Below are 22,560 nucleotides of genomic sequence, written 5' to 3'. Positions count from 1 at the left end.
CACTGCTCGCGTCGAGGGCGTCGAGCCTCTTCCGTGCGTCATGTTCTCGGCATGACATGTGTCATGGATTGGCCTCCCGGTAAGTTCGGTACCTATGGCAGTCGATCAGGCAGAGCACCGGCCCGCTTTCGTTGCGGTCCGGAGAGTTCTCGCATACAGCGCACTCACCACCGTCCTGGGATTCACCGCTTTGCTCGGCGCCGCGGGGACCGCCTCGGCCGAGCCTCCGTCGCGCCTCGACACGCAGATCACCGACGAAGTGCAGGTGCTCGACGAGCAGAGCACCGGAGATATTCAGGCCGCGATCGACGATCTCTACAACAACAGCCGTATCCGGCTCTGGGTTACTTTCGTCTCCGATTTCGACAACTTGTCCTCCGAGAGCTGGGCAGAACAGACGTACACCGCGAGCGATTTCGGGCAGCGCGACGTACTTCTTGCAGTGGCGACGGACGGCCGGGCGTACTACCTCGGCGTCGACAAGTCCTTGACGGAGATCACCGCGGCGGAGCAAGAGTCGATCCGCGTCGATCAGATCGAGCCGGCGTTGGCACAGCGAGATTGGTCCGGTGCGGCCATCTCCACCGCAGGAAGCCTCGACGAGGCCTACACCTCCTCCGGCTCGGACGGGTCCGGTACACCGTGGCTGATCGGTGCGGGCGCGGTACTCGTCGCCGGTGGCGGAGCTGTCGCCTACTCCTCTCGGCGAAACAAGAAGCTACACAAGGCGAGCATCGAAGCAGCGCACACCATCGATCCGACCGATACTGCGGCACTCAGCGCGCTTCCGCTCGATGTACTCGATGCTCGCGCCCATTCGATGCTCGTGGAGACGGACAACGCCGTGCGCGCAAGCGAGGAAGAGTTGACCATCGCGCGATCGGAGTTCGGAGATCGAACTGCAGCACCCTTCATCAGTGCATACGCGGAAGCAAAGAAAGCACTCGCTTCCGCGTTCGAAATGCGTCAGCGTCTCGACGACGCCATTCCGGAAACGCCGGATCAACGACGCTCCATGCTCATTCACATCATCTCCTCGTGCGGCCGAGCCGATCACGAACTCGACTCTCGCGTAGCGGAATTCGAATCGATGCGAGACCTGCTCATCAACGCCGGTTCGAAGTTGGATTCGCTCACGCAGACCGTCGTCGGCTTGACTGTCCGAATCCCCGAATCACAGCAGATTCTCGAACAACTCCGCACCGAATTTGCGCCGGCAGCGCTCGCATCTATCGAAGCCAACGTCGATATGGCTCGCGAGGCAATCGAACTCGCCGAAGCGAACATCGCCGTCGGCCGAGAGGCAGCTGCACGACCCGCAGGCAAACAAGGCGAACTGGTCTCTGCCGTCCGAACCGCAGAAAAAGCCGCCGAACACGCACGGGCATTGCTCGACGCAGTCGACCACGCGCAGAGCGATATCCGTAATGCGATAGCGACACTTCCGGCCGCCATCGAAGAGGTGCGCAAAGACATCGCCGACGCCGCAACGCTCAGTCGGCACGGTGGGCCCGATTTGGACAAGGCGCGCGCAGCGGCCGAACAGGCACTGCGCAACGCCGAGGCGTCGCAGGCGTCGGATCCGCTCGGAAGCTACAACCAACTCGTTGCTGCCGATCAACAACTGGACGCAACGATCGAAGACGCAACCGAGGTGAAGGAGCAGGAGGAGCTTCTGCGCGCCCGGCTCGCGCGTGACATCGGCGGGGCTCAGTCGCAGATCACCGCCGCGAAGGATTACATATCGACCAGGCGCGGCGGCGTCGGAGCCGAAGCGCGAACCCGCCTCGCCGAGGCGGAACGGCATTTCGAGGCTGCTCGCCAGCTGGAGTCCTCGGACCCGGCGAAGGCGCTCCAGCATGCTCAGGCCGCAGCACAGTTGGCCACGCAGGCATCTCGAAGCGCGCAGGCCGACGTCCGAGACTGGGAGGATCGCAATCGCCCACGTGGCGGCGGTGGCGGGGGGAACATGGCCGGCGCGGTCCTCGGCGGAATCCTCATCAACAGCGTCCTACGCGGCGGTGGCGGCGGCTTCGGTGGAGGTGGCTTCGGTGGAGGTGGCTTCGGCGGGGGCGGCGGCGGCGGTTTCGGTGGCGGCGGTGGCCGGTTCTGAGCGGGTGTGCGCCTCCGGTCGGTGAGGAAATTCGAACCTGTGTCGAGGTGACCGAACACGACGTTCGGTCACCTCGACTTCGGGGTTCTAGGCTCCGAGCAACCGCTGCGCGAGGTAGCCCTCGACCTGATCGAGAGCGACCCGCTCCTGCGCCATCGTGTCGCGCTCGCGGATGGTGACGGCATGGTCGTCGAGGGTGTCGAAGTCGACGGTGATGCAGAACGGCGTACCGATCTCGTCCTGACGACGGTATCGACGGCCGATGGCTCCGGCGTCGTCGAATTCCACGTTCCAGTACTGACGCAATTGCTGTGCCAGGTCCTTCGCCTTCGGCGTCAGATCGGCGTTACGCGAGAGCGGCAGGACGGCAACCTTGACCGGCGCGAGGCGGCGGTCGAGCTTGAGTACGACGCGCTTGTCGACGCCGCCCTTGGCGTTGGGTGCCTCGTCCTCGGAGTACGCGTCGACGAGGAATGCCATCAGCGAACGAGTCAGACCGGCCGCAGGCTCGATGACGTACGGCGTGTAGCGGGTATCGGTGGCCTGCTCGTAGTAGCTCAGGTCCTGACCGGATGCCTTCGAGTGCACCGAGAGGTCGTAGTCGGTGCGGTTGGCAACGCCCTCGAGCTCACCCCAGGCGCTTCCCTGGAAGCCGAAGCGGTACTCGATGTCGACGGTGCGCTTGGAGTAGTGCGAGAGCTTCTCCTTGGCATGCTCGTACAGGCGCAGGTTCTCCGGGTCGATACCGAGGTCGGTGTACCACTTCATGCGGTAGTCGATCCAGTACTCGTGCCACTCTTCGTCCTCGCCGGGCTTGACGAAGAATTCCATCTCCATCTGCTCGAACTCGCGAGTGCGGAAGATGAAGTTTCCGGGGGTGATTTCGTTGCGGAAGCTCTTACCGATCTGGCCGATGCCGAACGGCGGCTTCTTGCGCGACGTCGTCAGCACGTTGGCGAAGTTCACGAAGATGCCTTGAGCGGTCTCGGGCCGCAGATAGTGCAGCCCTTCCTCGTTGTCGACCGGTCCGAGGAACGTCTTGAGCAGGCCTGAGAACGCGCGCGGTTCGGTCCACTGGCCCGGGTCTCCGGTCTCGGGATCGCGGATATCGGCGAGGCCGTTCTCCGGCGGATGCCCGTGCTTCTCCTCGTACGCTTCGAGAAGATGATCGGCGCGGTAACGCTTGTGGGTGATCAGAGATTCGACGAGCGGATCACTGAAGGTTTCGACGTGACCCGACGCTTCCCAGACCTGACGCGGCAGAATGACCGATGAGTCGAGGCCGACGGTGTCTTCGCGGCTGGTGACCATGTTCCGCCACCACTGCTTCTTGATGTTCTCTTTGAGCTCGACGCCCAGCGGGCCGTAGTCCCAGGCAGACTTGGTGCCGCCGTAGATCTCGCCGCAGGGGTATACGAGACCTCGACGCTTGGCGAGGTTGGCGACGGTGTCGACTTTGGACTTGGGTGCCACTGGCGGAGCTCTCCATCTTCGGTGTTCGAGGGGGTAGTTGCAGGCGCTTGGCCTCGCGCCAGCCTATCGGTCGGGCGGCGTATCTCCGAACGGTCCCCATTTGGTTTGACATGCATACTCCTGCATATCAAAATGGAAGTGGTTTGCATTAACACCAAGTGCGTGAGCCTGACACCGAAGAACGACGTTCGAAAAGTAGGGAGATCCTCTTGGCAACGATGGAGACGAACCCCTCCCACCGGAGCGGTGGTGCTGCCGAAGATCCCCCATCTCAGGCTCTCGACGACCATTCCCGCGACCCGTTCGCATCTGCTCCCCCGGCACCCATCCCACCCAAGGAAACACTCGCAGCCGCAGGCGACATCCTGCGCGCTCTCGCGGCACCGGTACGTATAGCGATCGTGCTTCAACTACGCGAATCGGAGCGCTGCGTACACGAGCTGGTCGGCGCCCTCGGCGTCACACAGCCGTTGATCAGCCAACACCTGCGCGTTCTCAAGGCTGCCGGGGTCGTCCGCGGTGAGCGCAACGGCCGCGAAGTTCTCTATCGTCTCGTCGACGACCATCTGTCTCACATCGTCGTCGACGCCGTCGCACATGCCGAGGAAGGCTGAAAACACCCATGACCGACAGTTCGTCGACCGATACTGCCCGCCCCCGAAAGCCCGTCGTAGCCGGGGTGCGGGCCACCAAACAACGGAGCGCGATCTCCGACCTTCTGGACAGCATCGAGGAGTTCCGATCCGCGCAGGATCTGCACGACGAACTCCGCAAGCGTGGAGAAGGCATCGGCCTCACCACCGTCTACCGCACATTGCAGACCCTCGCCGACGCAGGCACCGTGGACGTTCTTCGCATCGACACCGGCGAATCGGTGTACCGGCGATGCTCGTCCGGGCATCACCACCATCTGGTGTGCCGCCTCTGTGGCTACACCGTCGAGGTCGAGGGCGCAGACGTGGAGAAATGGTCGCAGGACGTCGCCGAGGACAACGGCTTCAGCGACGTCAGCCACACGGTCGAAATTTTCGGTATCTGCAGCGAGTGCCGAGCAGGCTCCTAGCTCGGCCCTCCGCGAGCAGGCGTCAGGGCAAGAGTCCTACACGTGCCTTCTCGACGCCTGCGAGCACGAGAACCAGCATCGTCATCAGCGGTTCGTCGTCGAGTCCACTGGCCGGGAACGTGTACCGCAGCAGTACGTCGGCCATCTTTCCGTTGACATTGACCGAGATCGAGCCGAACTGCGACTCGGCATTGCGGTCTGCGACCTTCTTGTGCAGCGAGGCCTTCACCGGGCGATCCCACGCCAGAACCGCTGTCAGAGAAAGCACTTCGAGACCCGGCGACAGCACGAGCGAACGCAACGAGCACAAGGCCCCGGCATAATCGAACCCCAGCGACCCCTCCTCCGCCACTGTGACGGTCGCGAACTGGGCCAGCGCAATCTGGGCGCGGGATTGCAGGGTCAACTGTTCACTCATACTTGACTCCACCGAATCTGCGGTCTCTGGAAGCGAATTCGACGCATGCCGCCCACAGATCCCGGCGGTCGAAGTCCGGGAACAGCTTCTTTTGAAATACGAACTCCGCGTAGGCCGATTGCCACAGCAGGAAGTTGGATGTGCGTTGCTCACCGGACGGACGCAGAAAAAGGTCGACGTCGGGCATGTCGGGCTCGTCGAGATACTTCGCGACAGTCGCTTCGGTGATCTTCTCCGGATCGAGTTTTCCCTGCGCCACCAGCCGCGCTATTTCCTTTGTTGCGTCGGCGATTTCGGCCCGTCCGCCATAGTTGACACACATCGTCAGCGTCATGACGGTGTTGCGCTTCGTCAACTCCTCGGCGACCTCGAGCTCCTTGATCACACTGCGCCACAGGCGAGGTCGACGGCCGGCCCACCGAACGCGAACGCCCATCTCGTTCATTTCGTCGCGCCGACGGCGAATGACATCGCGGTTGAATCCCATCAGGAATTTCACCTCGTCGGGACTTCGCTTCCAGTTCTCCGTGGAGAATGCATACGCCGAGAGCCACTTCACGCCGATGTCGATGCAGCCACTGACCGTATCCATGAGCACGGCCTCACCGCGCTCGTGTCCGGCGGTACGCGGCAGGCCTCGATCCTGCGCCCACCGACCGTTGCCGTCCATGACCAACGCGACATGTTGTGGGATCAGCTCGGGTTGCAGGATCGGCGGCCGGGCGCCCGACGGGTGCGGGTCCGGTGGGCGTACAGCGATCTCCTCGTCAGGCCGTGTACGCGGTTCGCGTCGTCGAATCACGGTCTTCATCCTGCCCGACGGTCGATACTCGGACCGACTCAGCCTCGGCCTGATGCGGCTTCGATCGTTCGATCAGGGGCAACGTCCGCAACTGGCGCTCGAGATGCCATTGCAGATGCGCGGCGACAAGCCCACTCGTCTGACTACGCACCGCAGTCGACGTCGTCTCGGTGTAAACCCACTCACCACGCTCGAGGGCGACCATCAGATCGAGTACACCGGACATCGGGGTCGCTGATCCGGGCGGCCTGCAGTGAACGCAGACGGAGCCGCCTGCCGCGACATGGAACGCCCGATGCGGGCCGGGAGCGGCGCACCGGGCGCACTCGGTCAACGACGGCGCCCACCCGGCGTACCCCATTGCGCGAAGCAGGAAGGCGTCGAGGATCAGTTCTGGTGGACGAGCGCGGTCGCCGAGCGCGCGCAGCGCCCCGACAGTCAGTTGATGCAGACGCCTCGCAGGTGCATGTTCTTCGCCCGCGAGCCGTTCCGCCGTTTCGAGAATCGCGCATCCGGTGGTGTAGCAGCCGTAGTCGGTCACGATATCGCCGCCGAAAGCGTCGATGGTGTGGACCTGCGTGACGATGTCGAGGTTGCGTCCGGGATAGAGAAGAACGTCGACGTGGGCGAACGGCTCCAGCCTCGCGCCGAACTTGGACTTCGTTCGGCGGACGCCCTTCGCGACGGCCCGGACGATTCCGTTGTCTCGGGTCAAGAGCGTGACGATCCGATCGGCTTCGCCCAGCTTGTGCTGGCGCAGCACGACTGCGGTGTCCCGATAGAGCCTCACGTGTTCAATACTCCCACGCTGGTCCGACGGTTCCCACCTCCCTCGCGACGGTTCGATACTGTGCAAGCGTGGATTTTTCCCGCGCGACCCTCATCGAACAGGCCGCAGCACTCGCAGCAGGCCGCATCACCTCGGTTCAAGCCGTCACCGAGTCGCTGGACCGAATCGAGAAGAGTCAGCCAACTCTGAATGCGTTCCGCATCGTGCGAGCCGACGCTGCCTTGAAGGAGGCCTGGGAGGCTGATCGACTACGTGCAACGGGGCACACTGCTCCCCTGTTGGGCGTACCGATCGCGGTCAAGGACGACGTCGATGTCACTGGTGAACCGACGGCTTTCGGATGTGCCGGGGAGTTCCCGCGGGCAACCGCCGATTCGGAGGTGGTGCGCAGACTTCGCGACGCCGGTGCCGTCATCGTCGGTAAAACGAACAGCCCAGAGCTCGGACAGTGGCCGCTCACCGGTGGAAGCGCATTCGGGCACACTCGAAATCCCTGGAGTCGCATGCACACTCCCGGCGGTTCGTCCGGCGGAAGCTCGGCAGCGGTTGCCGCCGAATTGGTTTCGGCTGCGCTGGGTTCCGATGGTGCGGGCTCGGTGCGCATTCCGGCGTCGTGGACCAATCTCGTCGGAATCAAACCACAGCGCGGACGCATCTCGACGTGGCCGCAGCCCGAGGCCTTCAACGGCATCACCGTCATCGGCCCGCTGGCGCGGACGGTCGCTGATGCGGCACTTCTGCTCGATATCGTCTCGGGTAGTCACAACGGCGATCTGCACAAGCCGGCACCGGTGCGGGTCTCGGACGCGGTCGGTCGCAAGCCAGGCCCGCTCAGGATCGCACTGAGCCTGCGCAAGCCGTTCATTCCGACACCCTCGAAACTGGACCCCGAGATCTCGGCTGCGGCCTACGAGATGGCTGCGGTGCTGCGGTCACTGGGCCATCACGTGGTCGTGGACGATCCGAAATATGGAATCACGTTGGGGCTCAATTTCCTTCCCCGTTCACTGGCCGGTGTGGCAGCCTGGCTCGATCAGCTCCCGGATCCGTCGCTGGCCGATCCGCGGACCCGTGCCAACGCGAAACACGGGCGTGCCCTTTCCGGTGCCCCGCTGCGCGCAGCCCGTGCCGCGGAACCGCGGATCCGGCGTCGTATCGGCCGAATATTCGACGAATACGACATCGTGTTGGCTCCGACAACGGCGACTCCACCGCCGCTGATCGAAGCGATCGACGACAAAACCAACAGCGAGACCGACCGCATCATCACCGAACACTGTCCCTACACCTGGCCGTGGAACGTTCTCGGATGGCCGAGTGTGAACATCCCGGCCGGCTTCACCGCCAACGGCCTGCCGATCGGTCTGCAATTGATGGGTCACCAATCCTCGGAACCACTGCTGGTCTCTGTTGCCGCACAACTGGAGAGCGTGCTGCACTGGCACCTCGAGCGACCCGAACAGTGGTGGTGAGCGGCACCACCGACTTACTCCCACTTCATCTGCCACGGACGAAGACACACAGGCCCAACCGGAGTTGAGTCGACGGGGTGAGGCCGACAAAACTGTCCGTGGCGCTGGCCCGAGAGGCTCGCCACGCGCGAACCGAAGCAGATGGCTGGTTCGAGAGAACCTCACCCGGCAGGACGTTTCGGCGGGTAATCGAAGAAATCGTGGCAATCGAACTCTTCGATCGAGCAATGACGCTCGCTGCCAAGATCTTCACCTCGGTTCTCCCCGTCATCATCGCGGGCACGATCTTCACCGGCGGGGACATCGTCGCGCACGGAATCGACGATCAATTCGGATTCGATCCGGCAACCGGCCCTGACGGGGGTGGCGGACTACAGGCGACAGATCCTTCGTTTGCGGCGTTCGGCGTGGCGGGACTGTTGATGGTCGTCATCAGCGGCACCTCCTTCGCTCGCACCCTCACCCGGATCTACGGGAAAATCTGGAACATGCCGCCGAGCGGCCTGAATCATGCTTGGCGGTGGATGGCGGTCCTGTTTGCAGTCGCCATGTCGGTGCCGCTCCTCGGCGTCGCACGCACGGTTGCCGAACTCAGGGTCGTCGGCAGACCCCTGGCACTGTTGGTGGAGTTCGCCGTGTGGATGTTCGTGTGGATCCTCGTCCCGCATCTGCTCACGGCAGGCTGGGTGTCCGGCCGGGTGCTGTGGGCGACCGGCGCCCTCACTGCGGCGGGGCTCACTACTTTTCGCGCCGGAGGACGCGTCGTCCTCCCCCGGATCACCGAGACGGCGGAAGCGCAGTTCGGCCAGTGGGGTCTGGTATTCACTTCGATCAGTTGGCTGTTCGGGTACTCCGTCATCATCGTCGGCGCCGCTGCTGTCACCAAGGCTCTTGCCCTGGATGAAGGAATGATCGGCCGCGTCCTTCGCGGTCCGGAACCCGCGCTGGAACCCAAACACACCGATCCGTCTACGACGGGCGGTTCGTGAGATGGTGCGGGCCAATTCGTCCGTAGTGGGCGACGCGCACAACGGGCGCGCGGCAGTAGCGTCGAGGACACTGTCGATGTAGAAGCACGATGATCACTGAGGTGTGGTTATGAGTCTTCACCACGAACAACACTCGTCCCCCGGGCAGCGCTGGTCGGCTCGGGCCGCATTCGGCGCGTCGATCGGTGCGGTGGCTGTACTCCTCGTATTCGCGGGCGCCCGGACGCTGACGTTGTTCGCGGTGACGGTCGGTGCCCTCGTCGTCGGGGTCGCGGCGTTCTTCTGGTTCCTCACCAGTCGTGGTGTGATCCGATGGATCTCGCTGGCAGTGGCGCTATTCGCGCCCATCGTGGTAGTTGTCTACCTTGTCCGTGCGCAGCTGTTGTGGGTGGTGATACTCGCTCTCGGACTGGCCGCACTTGCTGCACTGTGCGCCCGGGCCGCCCTCGCCGGCGGCGCCGCAGACGCGCCGACGCCCGAGCACACTGCGTCGATTCCGGAGCGCCCGTTCCTGATCATGAACCCGCGATCGGGTGGCGGAAAGGTAGAAAGATTCGATCTGAAGAAGCGAGCCGAGGCGCTGGGCGCGGAGGTGGTATTGCTCGAGGGACCGGAAACGATCGACGTCGAAACCGTCGCCAGGAAAGCAGTGGAGCGGGGCGCAGACCTGCTCGGGGTGGCCGGCGGTGACGGAACTCAAGCTCTCGTGGCCGGTGTCGCCGCCGAGTACGACCTTCCGTTCTTGGTAATCAGTGCCGGCACCCGCAATCACTTCGCGTCGGATCTCGGGTTGGACCTCGCCGATCCGGGCCGATGTCTGGACGCGCTGTCCGATGGCGTCGAGCTACGTGTCGACCTCGGCACCATCGACGGGCGCACTTTCGTCAACAACGCCTCCTTCGGTGCCTATGCGCAGGTAGTGCAGAGCCCCGCCTATCGCGACGCGAAAACCGGAACGATCCTTCAGATGCTGCCGGATGTGATCGCGGGCCACGACGGTGCTCGATTGATCGCCCACCTCGGCGATCTCGAGATCGACGGACCGCAAGCCGTGCTGGTGAGCAATGGACCGTACCGAACTCACGATCTGGTCGGCCTCGGACATCGGGCGCGGTTGGACCACGGCCTTCTCGGCGTGGTGACGATCTCGGTGAGCAGTGCGCGTCAGGCCGTCGGGCTCCTCCGCCGTACACGTCGCCACGGACTGACTCAACATCTCTCGGGCGATATCACCGTCGACGCGGACGAGACGATGATTCCGGTCGGAGTCGACGGTGAGGCCCTCATGCTCGGTACCCCGGTGCGTTGCACCATCATCCCTCTCGCTCTCCGAGTCCGCGTCCCGCGGGTTCGTCCCGGAGTTCGCCCATCTGCACCGGCGATGGACTGGGTCCGGCTCTTCCAGCTCGCTCGGCCACATTGAGTCGGTCACGTGCGCTGAGAGGACGATCGATACCAACTCGAGTATCGTCCGGCGAGCGGGGCCGCGGTAAGCCCATGGGCCACAACGGAAAGCCCGATCGTGATCACTGCGGTGGTCAGTAGAAGACTCTCGTGGGGCAATTCATGAGGTTCTTCTACGATGAGTACGACGAACACGATGGTGGCGAGACCGCGCGGCCCGAACCACCCGACGAACCCGACGGTCGGTGCCCGGGCGTGCAGACCGATCATTGCCAGTGCGGCGGGAAGCATTCGGACAACGGTAAGGCTCACCACGGCATACCCGAATACGGCCCACGACAGATTGCCGAGTGCAGGCCCGAGCAAGACAGCACCGTAGACGATGAATGTCACTGCGCTGGAGAGATCCCCGAACTCCTCGATCAGGTGTGACACGTCACCGCCCGCGCGCCTGCGGATGACACCGAACGCCAGCCCACCGACGAAGGCTGCGATGAACCCGGAGCCACCGACCCCGACTGCCGCGGTATAGGCGAGCGCTGCAGCCGCTACCGGGACGATCTGAACCCACAATGGGTCTATCGACTTTCGGCGTCCAGCGATAACGAGCACGGTGCCGGCAGCGGCTCCTGCGACGATGCCGGCCGCGATACCGTAGCCGATCTGCTCGAATACCAGGACGGCGGCGGCACCACCTCCGACCGTGCCGGACTCCGTGTGTGCAATCGCAAGGACAACCAAGAAGATCGGCACGCAGATGCCGTCGTTCAACCCGCTCTCCACATTGAGGCCTTGTCGAACCACTGTCGGTAGCGACGGAAGGGTCACGACCGCCTTCCCTAGCGCGGCATCGGTGGGAGCAAGAACGACGGCGAGCAAAATCGCTTCCGGAAGCGAGAACTCGTCGAAAATTACAAGTGCTGCAACGATTCCGAGCGCGATCGTCCCTGGAAGCCCGATCGCGAGCAGTCGCACAGGCAGCGCAAGCTGGCGGCGTAGTGCGGCGAAGTCGATGCGCGAGGCGTCTACGAACAACACCAGCCCGAGCGTCAGTTCGGCGAGAAGTTTGACCGCTTCACCGGCGTAATCCAATTCGATCAAATCGGACCCAGCGACACCCAGCGCCAGGCCTCCGAGAGTGAAGACGATCGGCGCAGTGATCGGAGTTCCCTCGATGCGTCCCGAGATCGCGGCGAACGCAATCAGGAGACCGGCGATGGCGGGCACCGCCCACGTCATGGCCGTACCCCTCCGAACTGTCTCGAACATTCGGTAGCGTGCGGAAGTATCGTCCGGAACACGTTGTCCTCGAACAGGTTCCGCATCATGTCGGCCGGGTGTCGGCCGGCGAAACCTCACCGAGTGCAGGCCGCGCAATCAGTTCCACTACCAGCAGAGCTGCGACGGCGACGACCACTGTCACTGCCACGACAGCACCGGAGGGGTACCTCCAGAACACCAGTGTCATCACCGCGATCGCGACGATTCCCGCACGAAGTGGGAGTCGCAACTGCGCGACCACGGACTCGAACCGATTCGGCGCTCGTCCGCCTGCACGGCCCCTGATCGCGTCGGCACCTTTGCAGTATGCGGAGCGAACCGCCACTGCCGATCCTGATGAACCGGTGAGATAGCCGACGATTGCGATCACCACCGCGAGCACGAATACCGCGCGCAAGGTCGTCTTGAGAGGCACCAGGAGTGTGTCGATCAGTACCGTCGCCGCTTGCGGGGACAACACATCAGCGGGAATTGCATCGAGATACAGCGACCGACCGATGCTGATCGCGACGGCGAGCAGCGCCATGGCCACAGCCAGGCTGACTCCGACGAGCGCACCTGCCCGTCGGCGCATGCCCTTCGGGCTAGCCCATACCGCACCAACCGCTGCGAGCAAGGTCAACCACGGAAGCACACCGGATGCTTTGTCCAACAACGAGGTTGCGCGCTGCGCCTTGACCAGGTCGGGCGCCTGAAACAGTACGAAAGACTTGTCGATCGAGGGTATTTTGTCCGCGAATGCGAATCCACGCTCGGTCAGCTTGGCGCGCACCTTGTCGATGATCGGGGCCAGCGAAATGCTCACCGTGCCATCGTCGCTGACCACGACGGCCGCTCGGGTGTTGCCGGTCAGCACGGCCGTCAGGGCTTGATGCGCCTCCCGATTGGCCTGAATCCACAGTGTTTCGAATTCGTCGGAGGCCACCAGAGACTCCACTGTCTTGTGCACGAACGACTCGGCCTGGTCCGCGATGACCGGGGCGAGACCGACAACCGCGGGTGGCACGCGAGGAGCATTCTCGGTGATCGAGGTCAGGGCTTCGGCGGTGATCGACTGGACATCGAGACGGGTCATGATCTCGTTGGTGATTTGATCTGCGAGCTCACCCTGCAGCACCGGATTCGAACCCAGCGGCGTCACCGTCTCGACATAGCGGTCGGCGTCGAGGATCTCACTGCTGGCGAAGCGGGCAAGTACGGCGGAGAAGCCCAGAACTGCGACCAGGACCAGAAGCAGGATCGCGGCGATCCAGCGCGATGTCGAGTGTCCGGCGCGGGTTCGAGGTACCGCGGCCGGTGTGCGCTCCTCGCGCAGTGCGGCCAGCTCTCGCCGCAGACTGTCGAGCTCCCCCCGCTCGGTCGCGCTGAGTGGCTGTTCGGAGCCTGGTGAATCCATGTTCGGGCCTCTTCTCCGGTGGGCACAATCAGGGCCGAGCAACTGCTCCCTCATTCGATGACCTTTCGCGGCTCAGCGCGCAACTGCATCATTCGTACCGGGTGACATTGTTCGCATACCTGCATCCATCACAGGTCTTCGATCAACACGCCCACACATAGCGCGGTGAAGATCTAGGGTCGAAACCAACGGATCAAGGTTCGGCCGATGCCCCTGATGGCCACCGTCTGTGTTAGGGAAGTTTCGAGTATCCGCTGCACATCGAAGTCAGGAGTCACGATGGCAAAGCTGGAATTCAAACGCGTATCCGAGATCTCGCGCAAGGAGGTGGCAGAACGAATCATCGCGCTCGGCCACGCTCTCGCCAGCGGTTCGGAAGTGGAGATGGGCTCGGGTGGCGACTCGATATCGATCGTCGTCGCCGATCGCGTTCGGTGGGAACTCGAGATCGAAGTGGACGGAAACGAAACCGAGATCGAAATCGAGATCAGCTGGCGGGACGCCCCTTCCGACCCTGTCGACAGCGCACCGGCAGACAAGCGCGAGCCACCGCGTCGGGCTCGGGCACGCAAGTCGACCCCGAAGTAGGACCAGAAACGGACGCAGACCTCACCCGCCTCGGATGACGCCACGGCACCCGCCGAATCCTAGAGTTGGATCGTCGAGAGAGCTCGCACCAGCTGTCGTCACCCCGAGTCGCGACCATCGGCCGGATTCTCGCTGACCGATGTCCAAGTTCGAAGGAGTTCGAAACATGATCGATTCATTCTGGGAACTGATGTGGTACACGCTGATCGTGTTCGCGTTCGTCGCGTATTTGATGATCCTGTTCCAAGTTGTCGCCGACCTGTTCCGTGATCGCAACATGTCCGGTTTCGTCAAGGTCATCTGGATCATCCTGCTAGTAGTAATTCCGTATCTCACGGCCTTCGTCTACGTGATCGTGCGCGGTCGCGGCATGACGACTCGACACATCGAGGCACAGCAGTCGTCCAAGGAGGCCACCGATCAGTACATCCGAGAAGTCGCCGGCAAGTCCTCTGCCGAGCACATCGCCGACGCCAAAGCACTTCTCGACGCCGGCACCATCAGCCAAGCCGAATTCGAAACGCTGAAGGCCAAGGCGCTGAGCTGACCGACTGCTGCGACCGGGGTTCACGAAAGAAAGGAATGCACATGAGTTCTCTTGTCCTGGAGCTACATCACGTCGTGCAGCGGATGCGCGGACCCCGGCACAGGCATCACCATAGTTGCCGATCTCGTCGGCGCAACCACGTGCACACGCTCCTCGAACACCATTCGATCTAGCCGACGGCGCGATCTAGCCGACGGGCTCGGCTAGATCGCGATCAAAACCCGAGCTTGCCCATCTGCTTAGGATCTGTCTGCCAGTCCTTGGCTATCTTGACGTGCAGGTCGAGGTAGATGCGAGTACCGAGCAGCTTCTCGATCTGCAGGCGCGATGCGGTGCCGACCTCTTTCAACCGAGCACCACCCTTGCCGATGATGATCGCCTTCTGGCTCGAGCGTTCGATGTAGAGAATCGCGTGGACGTCGAGCATGTTGTCGTGGCCCTCGCGGGGAGTGATCTCATCGATGACGACCGCTAGCGAGTGGGGAAGCTCGTCGCGAATACCTTCGAGCGCGGCCTCTCTGATCAACTCCGCCATCAGGATTTCTTCGGGCTCGTCCGTCAGTTCCCCGTCCGGGTAGAAGGCGGGGCCGGGTGGCAATTCGGAGGCGAGGAGGCCGACCAGCTTCTCCACCTGCTCACCCGATTCGGCGGACACCGGAATCACGTGGCTGCTTTCCCCCAGCAACTTCGACAGAGCCATGAGCTGCTGTACGACGCGTTCCTTCTTGACCTTGTCGATCTTGGTCACGATGCCGATCAGCGTCGTCTTCGGCGAGATGTGGCGGACCTGCTCGAGAATCCAGCGATCACCCGGCCCGATCTTTTCGTCCGCTGGGATGCACAGTCCGATGACGTCGACCTCGGAATACGTATCCTGCACCAAGTCGTTGAGTCGCTGCCCGAGAAGTGTTCTCGGACGGTGCAATCCAGGGGTGTCGACGAGAATCAACTGAGCATTCTCGCGGTGAACGATGCCACGAATCGTGTGGCGCGTGGTCTGCGGACGCGATGAGGTGATGGCGATCTTGGAACCGACGAGCGCGTTGGTCAGCGTCGACTTTCCGGTGTTCGGCCGACCGACGAAGCAAATGAATCCGGACCGAAAATCTTCTTCGCTCGAATCAGACATCGAGCACCTCCCAGCTCTTCCCGCCGCGCGATGCGGCCGGGATGGTTGTATTCGTTCTGCCGCACAGCTCAGGCATCGGACACTTCTGTCGACGATTCCTCATCGTGATCGTTCTCGAACCTCTCCACCAGAACGGTCGTGACTCGCACTCGACCCTTCTGATCGGCGCCGCCTTCGCCGGTGAATGCCAAGCCGTGCGCCTGCACACGCGAACCTGGGAGCGGTACACGTCCGAGCTCGTAACCCAGGAGACCACCGACGGTGTCGACGTCCTCGGATTCGATCTCGATGTCGAACAACTCGCCGACGTCATCGAGTGGCACACGTGCAGATACCCGATAGCGTCCGTCACCCAAGTCTTCGATGGGCGCAACTTCACCGGCGTCGTACTCATCGGCGATCTCTCCGACGATTTCCTCCAACACATCCTCGATGGTGACCAACCCTGCAGTTCCGCCGTATTCGTCGATGAGCACGGCCATGTGCTTACGATCACGCTGCATTTCGGCGAGCAAACTGTCCAACGGCTTGGAGTCCGGTACGAATACTGCCGGCCTCATGACGTCGGTCACCTTCACGCCGCGTCCGCCATCGGTGGAGTAGTACGTCTGCTGCACAAGATCTTTCAGGTACACGACGCCGATGATGTCGTCGACGTTCTCACCGATCACCGGAATCCGAGAGTGACCACTGCGCACGGCGAGCGAAGTCGCCTGTCCCGCTGACTTGTCGGACTCGATCCACACCATTTCCGGCCGCGGAACCATCACCTCGCGAGCCGAGGTGTCACCGAGTTCGAAGACGGACTGGATCATTCGTCGCTCGTCGTCTGCAACCACACCGCGTTCACGGGCCATGTCGACCAGTTCACGCAGTTCGATCTCGGATGCGAACGGGCCGTTGTGGAATCCGCGCCCCGGCGTGATCGCGTTGCCGATCATGATCAGCACGCGGCTCACCGGACCCAGAATCCAGCCGAGGCCTCTCAGCGGAAGTGCCGCGAACAGTGCGATCGAGTACGCGTGTTGGCGCCCGAGCGTTCTGGGGCCGACACCGATGACAATGTAACTGACCAACACCATCACAACGGCAGTGACGATAAGTGCGATCGTTTCGTCGAGAACACCGATCAGCCCACCCGCGAGTAGAACTGTGGAAACGATTTCGCACAGGATGCGAAGAAGGACCGTCAGATTCACGTATCGAGGGCGGTCCGCAACGATGGTGAGAAGACCGATAGCGCCCGGGCGACCATCTTTGACCATGTCCTCGACGCGGGCCCGTGAGACGGTGTTCAGTGCCGAATCCACGGCTGCGAACAAACCTGCGATCGGTACGAGGACGACTGCTGCCACTATCAGCGCAGGCGCATCGCTCACAGGTTGTCGCCGCCGACGAAGCCGGTTTTGCCGAGCAGCCGACTGTCCCTGGCCGCCTGCACTTCGGCTTCTTCTGCGCGACGGAGATCCTCGTACCACTCCGCCAGAATGCGATTCTGAAGAGCGAACATCTCTTTTTCTTCATCCGGTTCGGCGTGGTCGTAGCCGAGCAGATGCAGAACACCGTGGACAGTCAGCAGTGCCAACTCGTGTTCGAGAGGATGGCCGGCCGCTGCTGCCTGGTCTGCAGCAAAGGACGGGCACAGCACGATATCGCCGAGCATCGACGGGCCCGGCTCGGGAGAATCCGGACGACCGCCGGGCTCGAGCTCGTCCATCGGGAACGACATGACATCCGTAGGGCCCGGTAGGTTCATCCACCGCATATGCAGGTCCGCCATGGTGGACGAATCGACGAGAACCATCGACAACTCGGCCGCCGAATGCACGTCCATACTGGCGATAGCGAACCGGGCCACACTTACGAGATCCGTTTCGGAGACTTCCATCCCCGATTCGTTGGACACCTCGATACTCATTGCTGCTCACTCTTTCGACAAGGGACTTTCGAGCAGATTCTATCGGCGAGCAGAGCGCGGCCCTCCAGAGCGTCGCTGTGCTCGATTGCTCAGCGAGAGATCTTGGTTGTTCGTGGACTCGAACCGCTCGTAAGCGTCGACGATCTCCGACACCAGGCGATGTCGAACCACGTCGCTACTGGTCAACTGTGCAAAGTGAATGTCATCGACGTCGGTGAGTATCTCCGACGCGGCCCGTAGCCCCGAACGTGCGCCACCGGGGAGGTCGACCTGAGTGATGTCGCCGGTCACCACGATCTTCGAGCCGAAGCCCAGCCTGGTGAGGAACATCTTCATCTGCTCGGCGGTGGTGTTCTGCGCCTCGTCGAGGATGATGAACGCGTCGTTGAGGGTCCGACCACGCATGTACGCCAGCGGAGCGACCTCGATGACACCTGCCTGCATGAGCTTCGGGATAGCCTCGACATCCATCATGTCGTGCAGTGCATCGTGCAGCGGGCGCAGGTACGGGTCGATCTTGTCGTGCAACGTGCCGGGCAGAAAGCCCAGACGCTCACCGGCCTCCACCGCCGGCCGCGTCAGAATGATGCGGCTGACCTGTTTGGCCTGCAGCGACTGGACCGCCTTGGCCATCGCCAAATAGGTCTTGCCGGTACCGGCGGGGCCGACACCGAAAACGATGGTGTTGGTGTCGATTGCGTCGACGTAGCGCTTCTGATTGAGCGTCTTCGGTCGGATGGTCTTGCCTCGACGAGAAAGGATGTCCAGGCTCAGCACTTCGGCCGGTGACTCCGCGACACCATCGGTCATCATGCCCACTGCCCTGCGTACCGCATCGACGGTCAGCGGCTGCGCGCGCTTGGCGACGGCGGCCAATTCGGAGATGACACGCTCGGCGAGGGCCACGTCGGTGATCTTGCCACTCAAAGTGACTACGTTTCCTCGGACATGGATGTCGGCGCTCAGAAGCTGCTCGAGTGTCCGCAGGTTCTCATCGGAAGGTCCGAGCAGCGGAAGAACTGCCTCAGGCGCAAGCTCCATGCTGGACCGAACCATGCGTTCGGTGGGAAGTTCGCTGTGTTCACTCACGTGGTGGCTATGGCCTGCTTTCCGATGTCGACGAGCATGAAATGGACGGGGCCTGATTCGAGTTTAACGCGCATGCGAATAACAGCATTCCCATCTACCTGCCGGTACCGGCGAGCACCGCAGTCACCGAGCGCTGCCAACTCTGCGACCCGGTCTCGAGAAACGCGATGTGGTCCTCACCAGGAACGATCGTCAGTTCGGCGTTATCACCGGCCGCGCGGGCCGCTGCCACATAAAGTTCGCTCTGCGACACCGGCACCAGCGTGTCGAGCGATCCATGAATGCAATGCATCGGGACCGCGGTGGGAATGCGGTGTATCGGCGACGCCGACCGATACAGCGCGGGCGCGTCCTCGTAGTCGGCGTCGAGCAACGCGCGAACGGCAGGATTGACGATTCCCGACGTCGGTCCCGTCACCAAGTCCAGAACACCTGCCTGCGTCACGATCAGCGACGGTGTCAGCGCGCCGCCGCGCCGACCTGCCCGCCAGGCGGCCAGGTGTCCCCCGGACGAATGACCGAGCACTCGGATGTCTGTGAGATCGAGTGAGATCGAATCGAGTTCGGCAGCTATGCCGATCAGTGCGTCGAGCGCCGCGCCGACATCGTTGCTCACTTCGGGCCACAGCCCGCCTGCACCGACGCGGCGATACTCGATGTTCCAGGCTGCGATACCCGCTCGCGCACATTCGACGGCGTACCGGGTGCCGAGGCTGGAGCTGTACTGGCCACTCCAGGATCCGCCGTGAACGATCATGACGACAGGTACACAAGTGCCGGTTTCAGCGGCGGAGCGCTCCGGGAGATAGAGGTGGCCGTACTGCTCCTCGTGCTCGCCATAGCTGATTTTGGTTCGCTCCACTAAGGCTCACGAAAGTCGAGAGGCTGCTGCGCCCAGCGGTCCGTCGAGACACCGATCGCACCCAGTGCAACGGCCGCAGCGGTCGAGGTCCGCAGAACCGTCGGACCCAACACGACGGTTCTGGCTCCGGCCGCAGTCAATTTGCCTACTTCGCTGTCGTCCAAACCACCTTCAGGACCTACCACCAACAGCACCTCGCTCACCGAACGCAGCGGCAACTCCGAGAACCTGTCGGTTGCCGATTCATGAAGCACTGCAACGATTCCCCCGCGGGAGACGACCCCACGAACGAGTTCGAGTACCGCCGCCGTGTCATGGAGTTCGGCGACGTCCGGAACGAACGGCCTTCGGGACTGCTTGGCCGCGGCGGCAACCGTACTGCGCCACCGAGCGACGCCCTTGGCTGTTTTCGCACCTTCCCAACGCGCGACGCATCGCGAGGATTGCCACGGCACGATGGAGTCGACGCCCGCTTCGGTCGCCAGTTCTACGGCCAACTCCGAACGGTCTGCTTTGGGCAGCGCTTGGACGAGCCCCACCGATGGTGTCGGCCGCGGCATGTCCGATCGAGCATTGACGGTCATTTCGAGGCGATCACGCTCGGCGGAGATCACGACGGTGTCCGCGACGCCGCCGTGCCCGTCGGAGAGCAAGATTCGCTCTCCTACTCGGATCCGCCGCACCGTAGCGGCATGGTGGCCTTCTTTCCCGTCCAGGACAGCGGTGCTACCGACCTGGGGCAAGGGATCGAGGTAGAAAACGGTGGCCGCCATCGTCAGCGACCGCTGAACGCTTCCCGGAGCCTCGAGAACAGCCCACCGCTGTGCTGGGAACCGATGGTGACGACCTCGGCTGCATCGCGGTCTCGCAGGGCTTTCAGGTCTTCGAGGAGCTGAGTCTGTTTGTTGTCCAGACGTGACGGCACCACGACCTCGAGGTGCGCGTGCAGGTCACCTCGAATTCCGGACCGGAGCTTCGGCATGCCGTGACCACGCAGTACCGCGACAGCTCCGGGCTGAGTGCCTTGATCGACGACGATGTCCGTCGGTCCGTCGATGATCGCGTCGACCGACACCGAGGTGCCGAGCGCTGCGTCGACCATCGGGACACGAATCGTGCAATGCAGATCTTCGCCGTCGCGGACGAACACGTCGTGCTGCTGCTCGACGATTTCCACGTAGAGGTCACCTGCGGGTCCGCCGCCCGGGCCGACTTCACCCTGAGAAGCGAGTCGAATCCTCATGCCGTTACTGACACCGAGCGGGACCTTGACCGAAATGTCTCGACGCGATCGAACGCGACCGTCGCCACCACATTTGCGGCACGGGTCGGGAATGGTCTCCCCGGCTCCGCGGCAGGTCGGGCACGGCCGTGAGGTCATGACCTGACCGAGGAAGGAGCGCTGAACGGACTGCACTTCGCCTGCGCCACCACAGGTTTCGCAGGTCACGGGCTTGGAGTCACCGTTGGTACCCGCACCGGTACACAAGTCGCACAGGATCGCCGTGTCGACGGTTATGTGCTTGGTGACACCTGTCGCGCACTCGTCGAGCGTAAGTTTCGTTCGCAGCAGCGAGTCGGCACCCGGCTGGACGCGACCACGGGGTCCGCGGCCACTGCCACCGCCCTGTCCGCCGAAGAACGCTTCGAATACATCTCCGAGTCCGCCGCCGAAGCCGCCACCACCGAAGCCTGCCCCGCCGCCGCCGCCTTGCTGAAGTGGGTCTCCTCCGAGGTCGACGACGCGTCGCTTCTCGGGATCGGAGAGGACCTCGTAGGCAGTGGAGATGTCCTTGAATCGGGCTTGCGCGCTCTCGTCCGGATTCACATCGGGGTGGAGTTCACGCGCAAGTTTGCGGTAGGCGCGCTTGATCTCTTGGTCCGAAGCCTTCTGGCTCACACCGAGCGTCCCGTAATAATCCCGTGCCACGTAAGTCTCTTTCGTTTTTGTCGATCCGGTCTGCGCTTGCCTCCGCTATCGCGGTGCGACAAGCAATGTCTGTTGTCCGGTGATCAGCGCTCGGCGAGAACCTCGCCGATATACCTCGCAACGGCGGCGACCGATGCAATTGTTCCCGGATAGTCCATGCGTGTGGGGCCCAGCACTCCCATACCTCCCAGAACCATGCCAGCCGAACCGTACCCAGTGGAAATCACCGAAGTTCCGCGCATCTCCTCGACCTGCGTCTCTTCACCGATCCGCACCGTCACAGTCCGCGTGTCCTGTGTCACAGCCAGTAGCTTGAGCACGATGACCTGCTCTTCCAATGCTTCGAGAACAGCACGCAACGAACCGGGGAATCCGGCGTCACCTGCAAAATCGGCGGCATTTCGGGTCAGGTTGGCGGTTCCGCCGAGCACGAGACGTTCCTCCGAGTGCTCTACCAGGGACTCGACCAACACAGTCGCAGATCTGATCATTGCATCGCGCAGGGGTTCGGGTGCATTCTCGGCGAGTTCGGCAACGGCCGCCGAAGCCGCGGCGAGACGTTTCCCTTCGAGCGCTCCACCGAGCAATCTGCGCAGTTTTGCCAAGTTCTCGTCGTCGATGACATCGCCCAGTTCGACGATGCGCTGATCGACGCGTCCGGAGTCCGTGATGAGCACCAGAAGCAGCCGGGCGGGTGTGAGCGCAACTACTTCGAGGTGGCGAACCGAGGACACCGACAACGTCGGATACTGAACGACGGCCACCTGGCGGGTGAGCTGTGCAAGCAGTCGAACCCCGCGACGAAGAACATCGTCGAGGTCGACGCCGTTTTCCAGGAACTCGAGAATCGCACGCCGCTCGGCAGGCGAGAGTGGTTTGACGTCGGCGATGCGGTCGACGAACTGTCGGTACCCCTTGTCGGTCGGTACCCGACCGGAGCTGGTGTGAGGCTGTGCGATGTAGCCCTCTGCCTCCAGCGCCGCCATGTCGTTACGCACTGTCGCGCTGGACACACCGAGGTTGTGACGTTCCACCAAGGCGCGCGACCCGACAGGTTCCTGGGTGGAGACGTAATCAGCAACTATGGCCCGAAGAATTTCGAACCGACGGTCATCAGTGCCCGACATCGGTATCCACCTCCACATCTGCTCTGTTCATGACATACACCGGGTCGGGGCGCGAACAGCCTGCTGACTGCCCTCCCCCGGCCGACCCGCCTGTCGAGTCTAGTGGCCATGGAGCAGTACCCACCGCTAGGCCTTAGTGTGGACAAGTGGGTTACTCGACTGCGACAAC

The 22,560-nt window shown here is 62.9% G+C and carries 22 protein-coding genes; 8 read left to right on the top strand and 14 right to left on the bottom strand.

Translation table 11 applies throughout. The features are described 5' to 3' along the window. Positions 1 to 94: 94 nt before the first annotated feature. Positions 95 to 2,113: a TPM domain-containing protein gene (locus ABIB36_RS13860; RefSeq protein ID WP_354561868.1), complete on the top strand. Its 2,019-nt coding sequence runs from the start codon at positions 95 to 97 to the stop codon at positions 2,111 to 2,113. Between the two features lie 87 nt (positions 2,114 to 2,200). On the opposite strand, the gene ABIB36_RS13855 is transcribed toward ABIB36_RS13860, so the two are convergent. After that, positions 2,201 to 3,586 (bottom strand): glycine--tRNA ligase, encoded by a 1,386-nt coding sequence (locus ABIB36_RS13855; RefSeq protein ID WP_186628254.1) that lies wholly within the window; start codon positions 3,584 to 3,586, stop codon positions 2,201 to 2,203. A gap of 218 nt (positions 3,587 to 3,804) precedes the next feature. On the opposite strand from ABIB36_RS13855, the gene ABIB36_RS13850 reads away from it, so the two are divergent. Together ABIB36_RS13850 and ABIB36_RS13845 are read left to right on the top strand one after the other, a co-directional pair. Further along, positions 3,805 to 4,200 carry an ArsR/SmtB family transcription factor gene (locus ABIB36_RS13850; protein ID WP_084344782.1) on the top strand — a complete coding sequence of 132 codons (396 nt, stop codon included), beginning with the start codon at positions 3,805 to 3,807 and terminating at the stop codon, positions 4,198 to 4,200. Between the two features lie 8 nt (positions 4,201 to 4,208). Further along, positions 4,209 to 4,649: a Fur family transcriptional regulator gene (locus ABIB36_RS13845; RefSeq protein WP_084344780.1), complete on the top strand. Its 441-nt coding sequence runs from the start codon at positions 4,209 to 4,211 to the stop codon at positions 4,647 to 4,649. A gap of 22 nt (positions 4,650 to 4,671) precedes the next feature. Here ABIB36_RS13845 and ABIB36_RS13840 read toward each other — a convergent pair whose 3' ends face one another. The 3 genes from ABIB36_RS13840 to recO are packed head-to-tail and all read right to left on the bottom strand — an operon-like array spanning position 4,672 to position 6,659. Next, positions 4,672 to 5,067, bottom strand: coding sequence for a hypothetical protein (locus tag ABIB36_RS13840; RefSeq protein ID WP_084344778.1), 396 nt, complete (start codon positions 5,065 to 5,067; stop codon positions 4,672 to 4,674). Then, positions 5,060 to 5,878 (bottom strand): isoprenyl transferase, encoded by an 819-nt coding sequence (locus tag ABIB36_RS13835; RefSeq protein WP_084344776.1) that lies wholly within the window; start codon positions 5,876 to 5,878, stop codon positions 5,060 to 5,062. The genes ABIB36_RS13840 and ABIB36_RS13835 overlap by 8 nt, the downstream gene beginning before the upstream one ends. Continuing rightward, positions 5,835 to 6,659, bottom strand: a complete 825-nt coding sequence (gene recO, locus ABIB36_RS13830) for a DNA repair protein RecO (protein WP_084344774.1) — start codon at positions 6,657 to 6,659, stop codon at positions 5,835 to 5,837. The genes ABIB36_RS13835 and recO overlap by 44 nt, the downstream gene beginning before the upstream one ends. Positions 6,660 to 6,727: 68 nt before the next feature. Between recO and ABIB36_RS13825 the strand changes: the two genes are divergently transcribed. The 3 genes from ABIB36_RS13825 (at position 6,728) to ABIB36_RS13815 (ending at position 10,543) form a co-directional block, all read left to right on the top strand. Further along, on the top strand, positions 6,728 to 8,131 hold the full coding sequence (locus ABIB36_RS13825) for an amidase (protein WP_084344772.1): 1,404 nt from the start codon (positions 6,728 to 6,730) through the stop codon (positions 8,129 to 8,131). Between the two features lie 98 nt (positions 8,132 to 8,229). Beyond that, positions 8,230 to 9,120, top strand: a complete 891-nt coding sequence (locus tag ABIB36_RS13820) for a hypothetical protein (RefSeq protein WP_354561950.1) — start codon at positions 8,230 to 8,232, stop codon at positions 9,118 to 9,120. Positions 9,121 to 9,229: 109 nt separating this feature from the next. Further along, positions 9,230 to 10,543, top strand: coding sequence for a diacylglycerol/lipid kinase family protein (locus ABIB36_RS13815; RefSeq protein ID WP_354561862.1), 1,314 nt, complete (start codon positions 9,230 to 9,232; stop codon positions 10,541 to 10,543). A gap of 5 nt (positions 10,544 to 10,548) precedes the next feature. Here the strand turns inward: ABIB36_RS13815 and ABIB36_RS13810 are convergent, their stop codons facing one another. Beyond that, positions 10,549 to 11,763, bottom strand: coding sequence for a cation:proton antiporter domain-containing protein (locus ABIB36_RS13810; protein ID WP_354561860.1), 1,215 nt, complete (start codon positions 11,761 to 11,763; stop codon positions 10,549 to 10,551). 85 nt (positions 11,764 to 11,848) lie between these two features. Beyond that, entirely contained in the window at positions 11,849 to 13,201 is a 1,353-nt protein-coding gene (locus ABIB36_RS13805; protein WP_354561859.1) for a hypothetical protein, read from the bottom strand. Positions 13,202 to 13,480: 279 nt separating this feature from the next. Between ABIB36_RS13805 and ABIB36_RS13800 the strand changes: the two genes are divergently transcribed. Both ABIB36_RS13800 and ABIB36_RS13795 read left to right on the top strand, forming a co-directional pair. Beyond that, positions 13,481 to 13,789 carry an amphi-Trp domain-containing protein gene (locus ABIB36_RS13800; RefSeq protein ID WP_084344762.1) on the top strand — a complete coding sequence of 103 codons (309 nt, stop codon included), beginning with the start codon at positions 13,481 to 13,483 and terminating at the stop codon, positions 13,787 to 13,789. A gap of 166 nt (positions 13,790 to 13,955) precedes the next feature. Further along, positions 13,956 to 14,336, top strand: coding sequence for an SHOCT domain-containing protein (locus ABIB36_RS13795; RefSeq protein WP_084344868.1), 381 nt, complete (start codon positions 13,956 to 13,958; stop codon positions 14,334 to 14,336). A gap of 214 nt (positions 14,337 to 14,550) precedes the next feature. Here the strand turns inward: ABIB36_RS13795 and era are convergent, their stop codons facing one another. The 8 genes from era to hrcA all read right to left on the bottom strand — a co-directional run bounded on the left by era (position 14,551) and on the right by hrcA (position 22,391). Further along, entirely contained in the window at positions 14,551 to 15,465 is a 915-nt protein-coding gene (gene era / locus ABIB36_RS13790; protein ID WP_084344760.1) for a GTPase Era, read from the bottom strand. 68 nt (positions 15,466 to 15,533) lie between these two features. Next, entirely contained in the window at positions 15,534 to 16,844 is a 1,311-nt protein-coding gene (locus tag ABIB36_RS13785) for a hemolysin family protein (RefSeq protein ID WP_354561855.1), read from the bottom strand. After that, the gene (gene ybeY / locus ABIB36_RS13780) at positions 16,841 to 17,383 is read right to left on the bottom strand and encodes an rRNA maturation RNase YbeY (protein ID WP_084344756.1); all 543 of its coding nucleotides are present in this window, start codon (positions 17,381 to 17,383) and stop codon (positions 16,841 to 16,843) included. Before ybeY ends, ABIB36_RS13785 begins: the two co-directional genes overlap by 4 nt. A 39-nt stretch (positions 17,384 to 17,422) precedes the next feature. Further along, positions 17,423 to 18,439, bottom strand: coding sequence for a PhoH family protein (locus ABIB36_RS13775; protein WP_179142129.1), 1,017 nt, complete (start codon positions 18,437 to 18,439; stop codon positions 17,423 to 17,425). 127 nt (positions 18,440 to 18,566) lie between these two features. Continuing rightward, complete coding sequence (locus ABIB36_RS13770; protein ID WP_354561854.1) at positions 18,567 to 19,334, bottom strand: alpha/beta hydrolase; 768 nt, start codon at positions 19,332 to 19,334, stop codon at positions 18,567 to 18,569. Beyond that, positions 19,334 to 20,107 (bottom strand): 16S rRNA (uracil(1498)-N(3))-methyltransferase, encoded by a 774-nt coding sequence (locus tag ABIB36_RS13765; RefSeq protein WP_084344750.1) that lies wholly within the window; start codon positions 20,105 to 20,107, stop codon positions 19,334 to 19,336. The genes ABIB36_RS13770 and ABIB36_RS13765 overlap by 1 nt, the downstream gene beginning before the upstream one ends. 2 nt (positions 20,108 to 20,109) lie before the next feature. Next, on the bottom strand, positions 20,110 to 21,264 hold the full coding sequence (dnaJ, locus tag ABIB36_RS13760) for a molecular chaperone DnaJ (protein ID WP_084344748.1): 1,155 nt from the start codon (positions 21,262 to 21,264) through the stop codon (positions 20,110 to 20,112). 83 nt (positions 21,265 to 21,347) lie between these two features. Continuing rightward, complete coding sequence (gene hrcA, locus ABIB36_RS13755; RefSeq protein ID WP_084344866.1) at positions 21,348 to 22,391, bottom strand: heat-inducible transcriptional repressor HrcA; 1,044 nt, start codon at positions 22,389 to 22,391, stop codon at positions 21,348 to 21,350. Positions 22,392 to 22,560 lie beyond the last annotated feature (169 nt).

The sequence above is a fragment of the Rhodococcus sp. UYP9 genome, from assembly GCF_040547235.1.
Classification (GTDB): Bacteria; Actinomycetota; Actinomycetes; order Mycobacteriales; family Mycobacteriaceae; genus Rhodococcoides.
The sequence above is the reverse complement of the archived record's forward strand: the minus strand, read 5'-3'. Positions and strand labels throughout refer to the sequence as shown.

Excerpts from the sequence above, each read along its gene's own strand:
- ABIB36_RS13860 (WP_354561868.1), top strand. The coding sequence starts at position 95 with ATGGCAGTCGATCAGGCAGAGCACCGGCCCGCTTTCGTTGCGGTCCGG.
- ABIB36_RS13850 (WP_084344782.1), top strand. The coding sequence starts at position 3,805 with ATGGAGACGAACCCCTCCCACCGGAGCGGTGGTGCTGCCGAAGATCCC.
- ABIB36_RS13845 (WP_084344780.1), top strand. The coding sequence starts at position 4,209 with ATGACCGACAGTTCGTCGACCGATACTGCCCGCCCCCGAAAGCCCGTC.
- ABIB36_RS13840 (WP_084344778.1), bottom strand. The coding sequence starts at position 5,067 with ATGAGTGAACAGTTGACCCTGCAATCCCGCGCCCAGATTGCGCTGGCC.
- ABIB36_RS13835 (WP_084344776.1), bottom strand. The coding sequence starts at position 5,878 with ATGAAGACCGTGATTCGACGACGCGAACCGCGTACACGGCCTGACGAG.
- ABIB36_RS13815 (WP_354561862.1), top strand. The coding sequence starts at position 9,230 with ATGAGTCTTCACCACGAACAACACTCGTCCCCCGGGCAGCGCTGGTCG.
- ABIB36_RS13810 (WP_354561860.1), bottom strand. The coding sequence starts at position 11,763 with ATGACGTGGGCGGTGCCCGCCATCGCCGGTCTCCTGATTGCGTTCGCC.
- ABIB36_RS13805 (WP_354561859.1), bottom strand. The coding sequence starts at position 13,201 with ATGGATTCACCAGGCTCCGAACAGCCACTCAGCGCGACCGAGCGGGGG.
- ABIB36_RS13800 (WP_084344762.1), top strand. The coding sequence starts at position 13,481 with ATGGCAAAGCTGGAATTCAAACGCGTATCCGAGATCTCGCGCAAGGAG.
- ABIB36_RS13795 (WP_084344868.1), top strand. The coding sequence starts at position 13,956 with ATGATCGATTCATTCTGGGAACTGATGTGGTACACGCTGATCGTGTTC.
- era (WP_084344760.1), bottom strand. The coding sequence starts at position 15,465 with ATGTCTGATTCGAGCGAAGAAGATTTTCGGTCCGGATTCATTTGCTTC.
- ybeY (WP_084344756.1), bottom strand. The coding sequence starts at position 17,383 with ATGAGTATCGAGGTGTCCAACGAATCGGGGATGGAAGTCTCCGAAACG.
- ABIB36_RS13775 (WP_179142129.1), bottom strand. The coding sequence starts at position 18,439 with ATGGTTCGGTCCAGCATGGAGCTTGCGCCTGAGGCAGTTCTTCCGCTG.
- ABIB36_RS13765 (WP_084344750.1), bottom strand. The coding sequence starts at position 20,107 with ATGGCGGCCACCGTTTTCTACCTCGATCCCTTGCCCCAGGTCGGTAGC.
- hrcA (WP_084344866.1), bottom strand. The coding sequence starts at position 22,391 with ATGTCGGGCACTGATGACCGTCGGTTCGAAATTCTTCGGGCCATAGTT.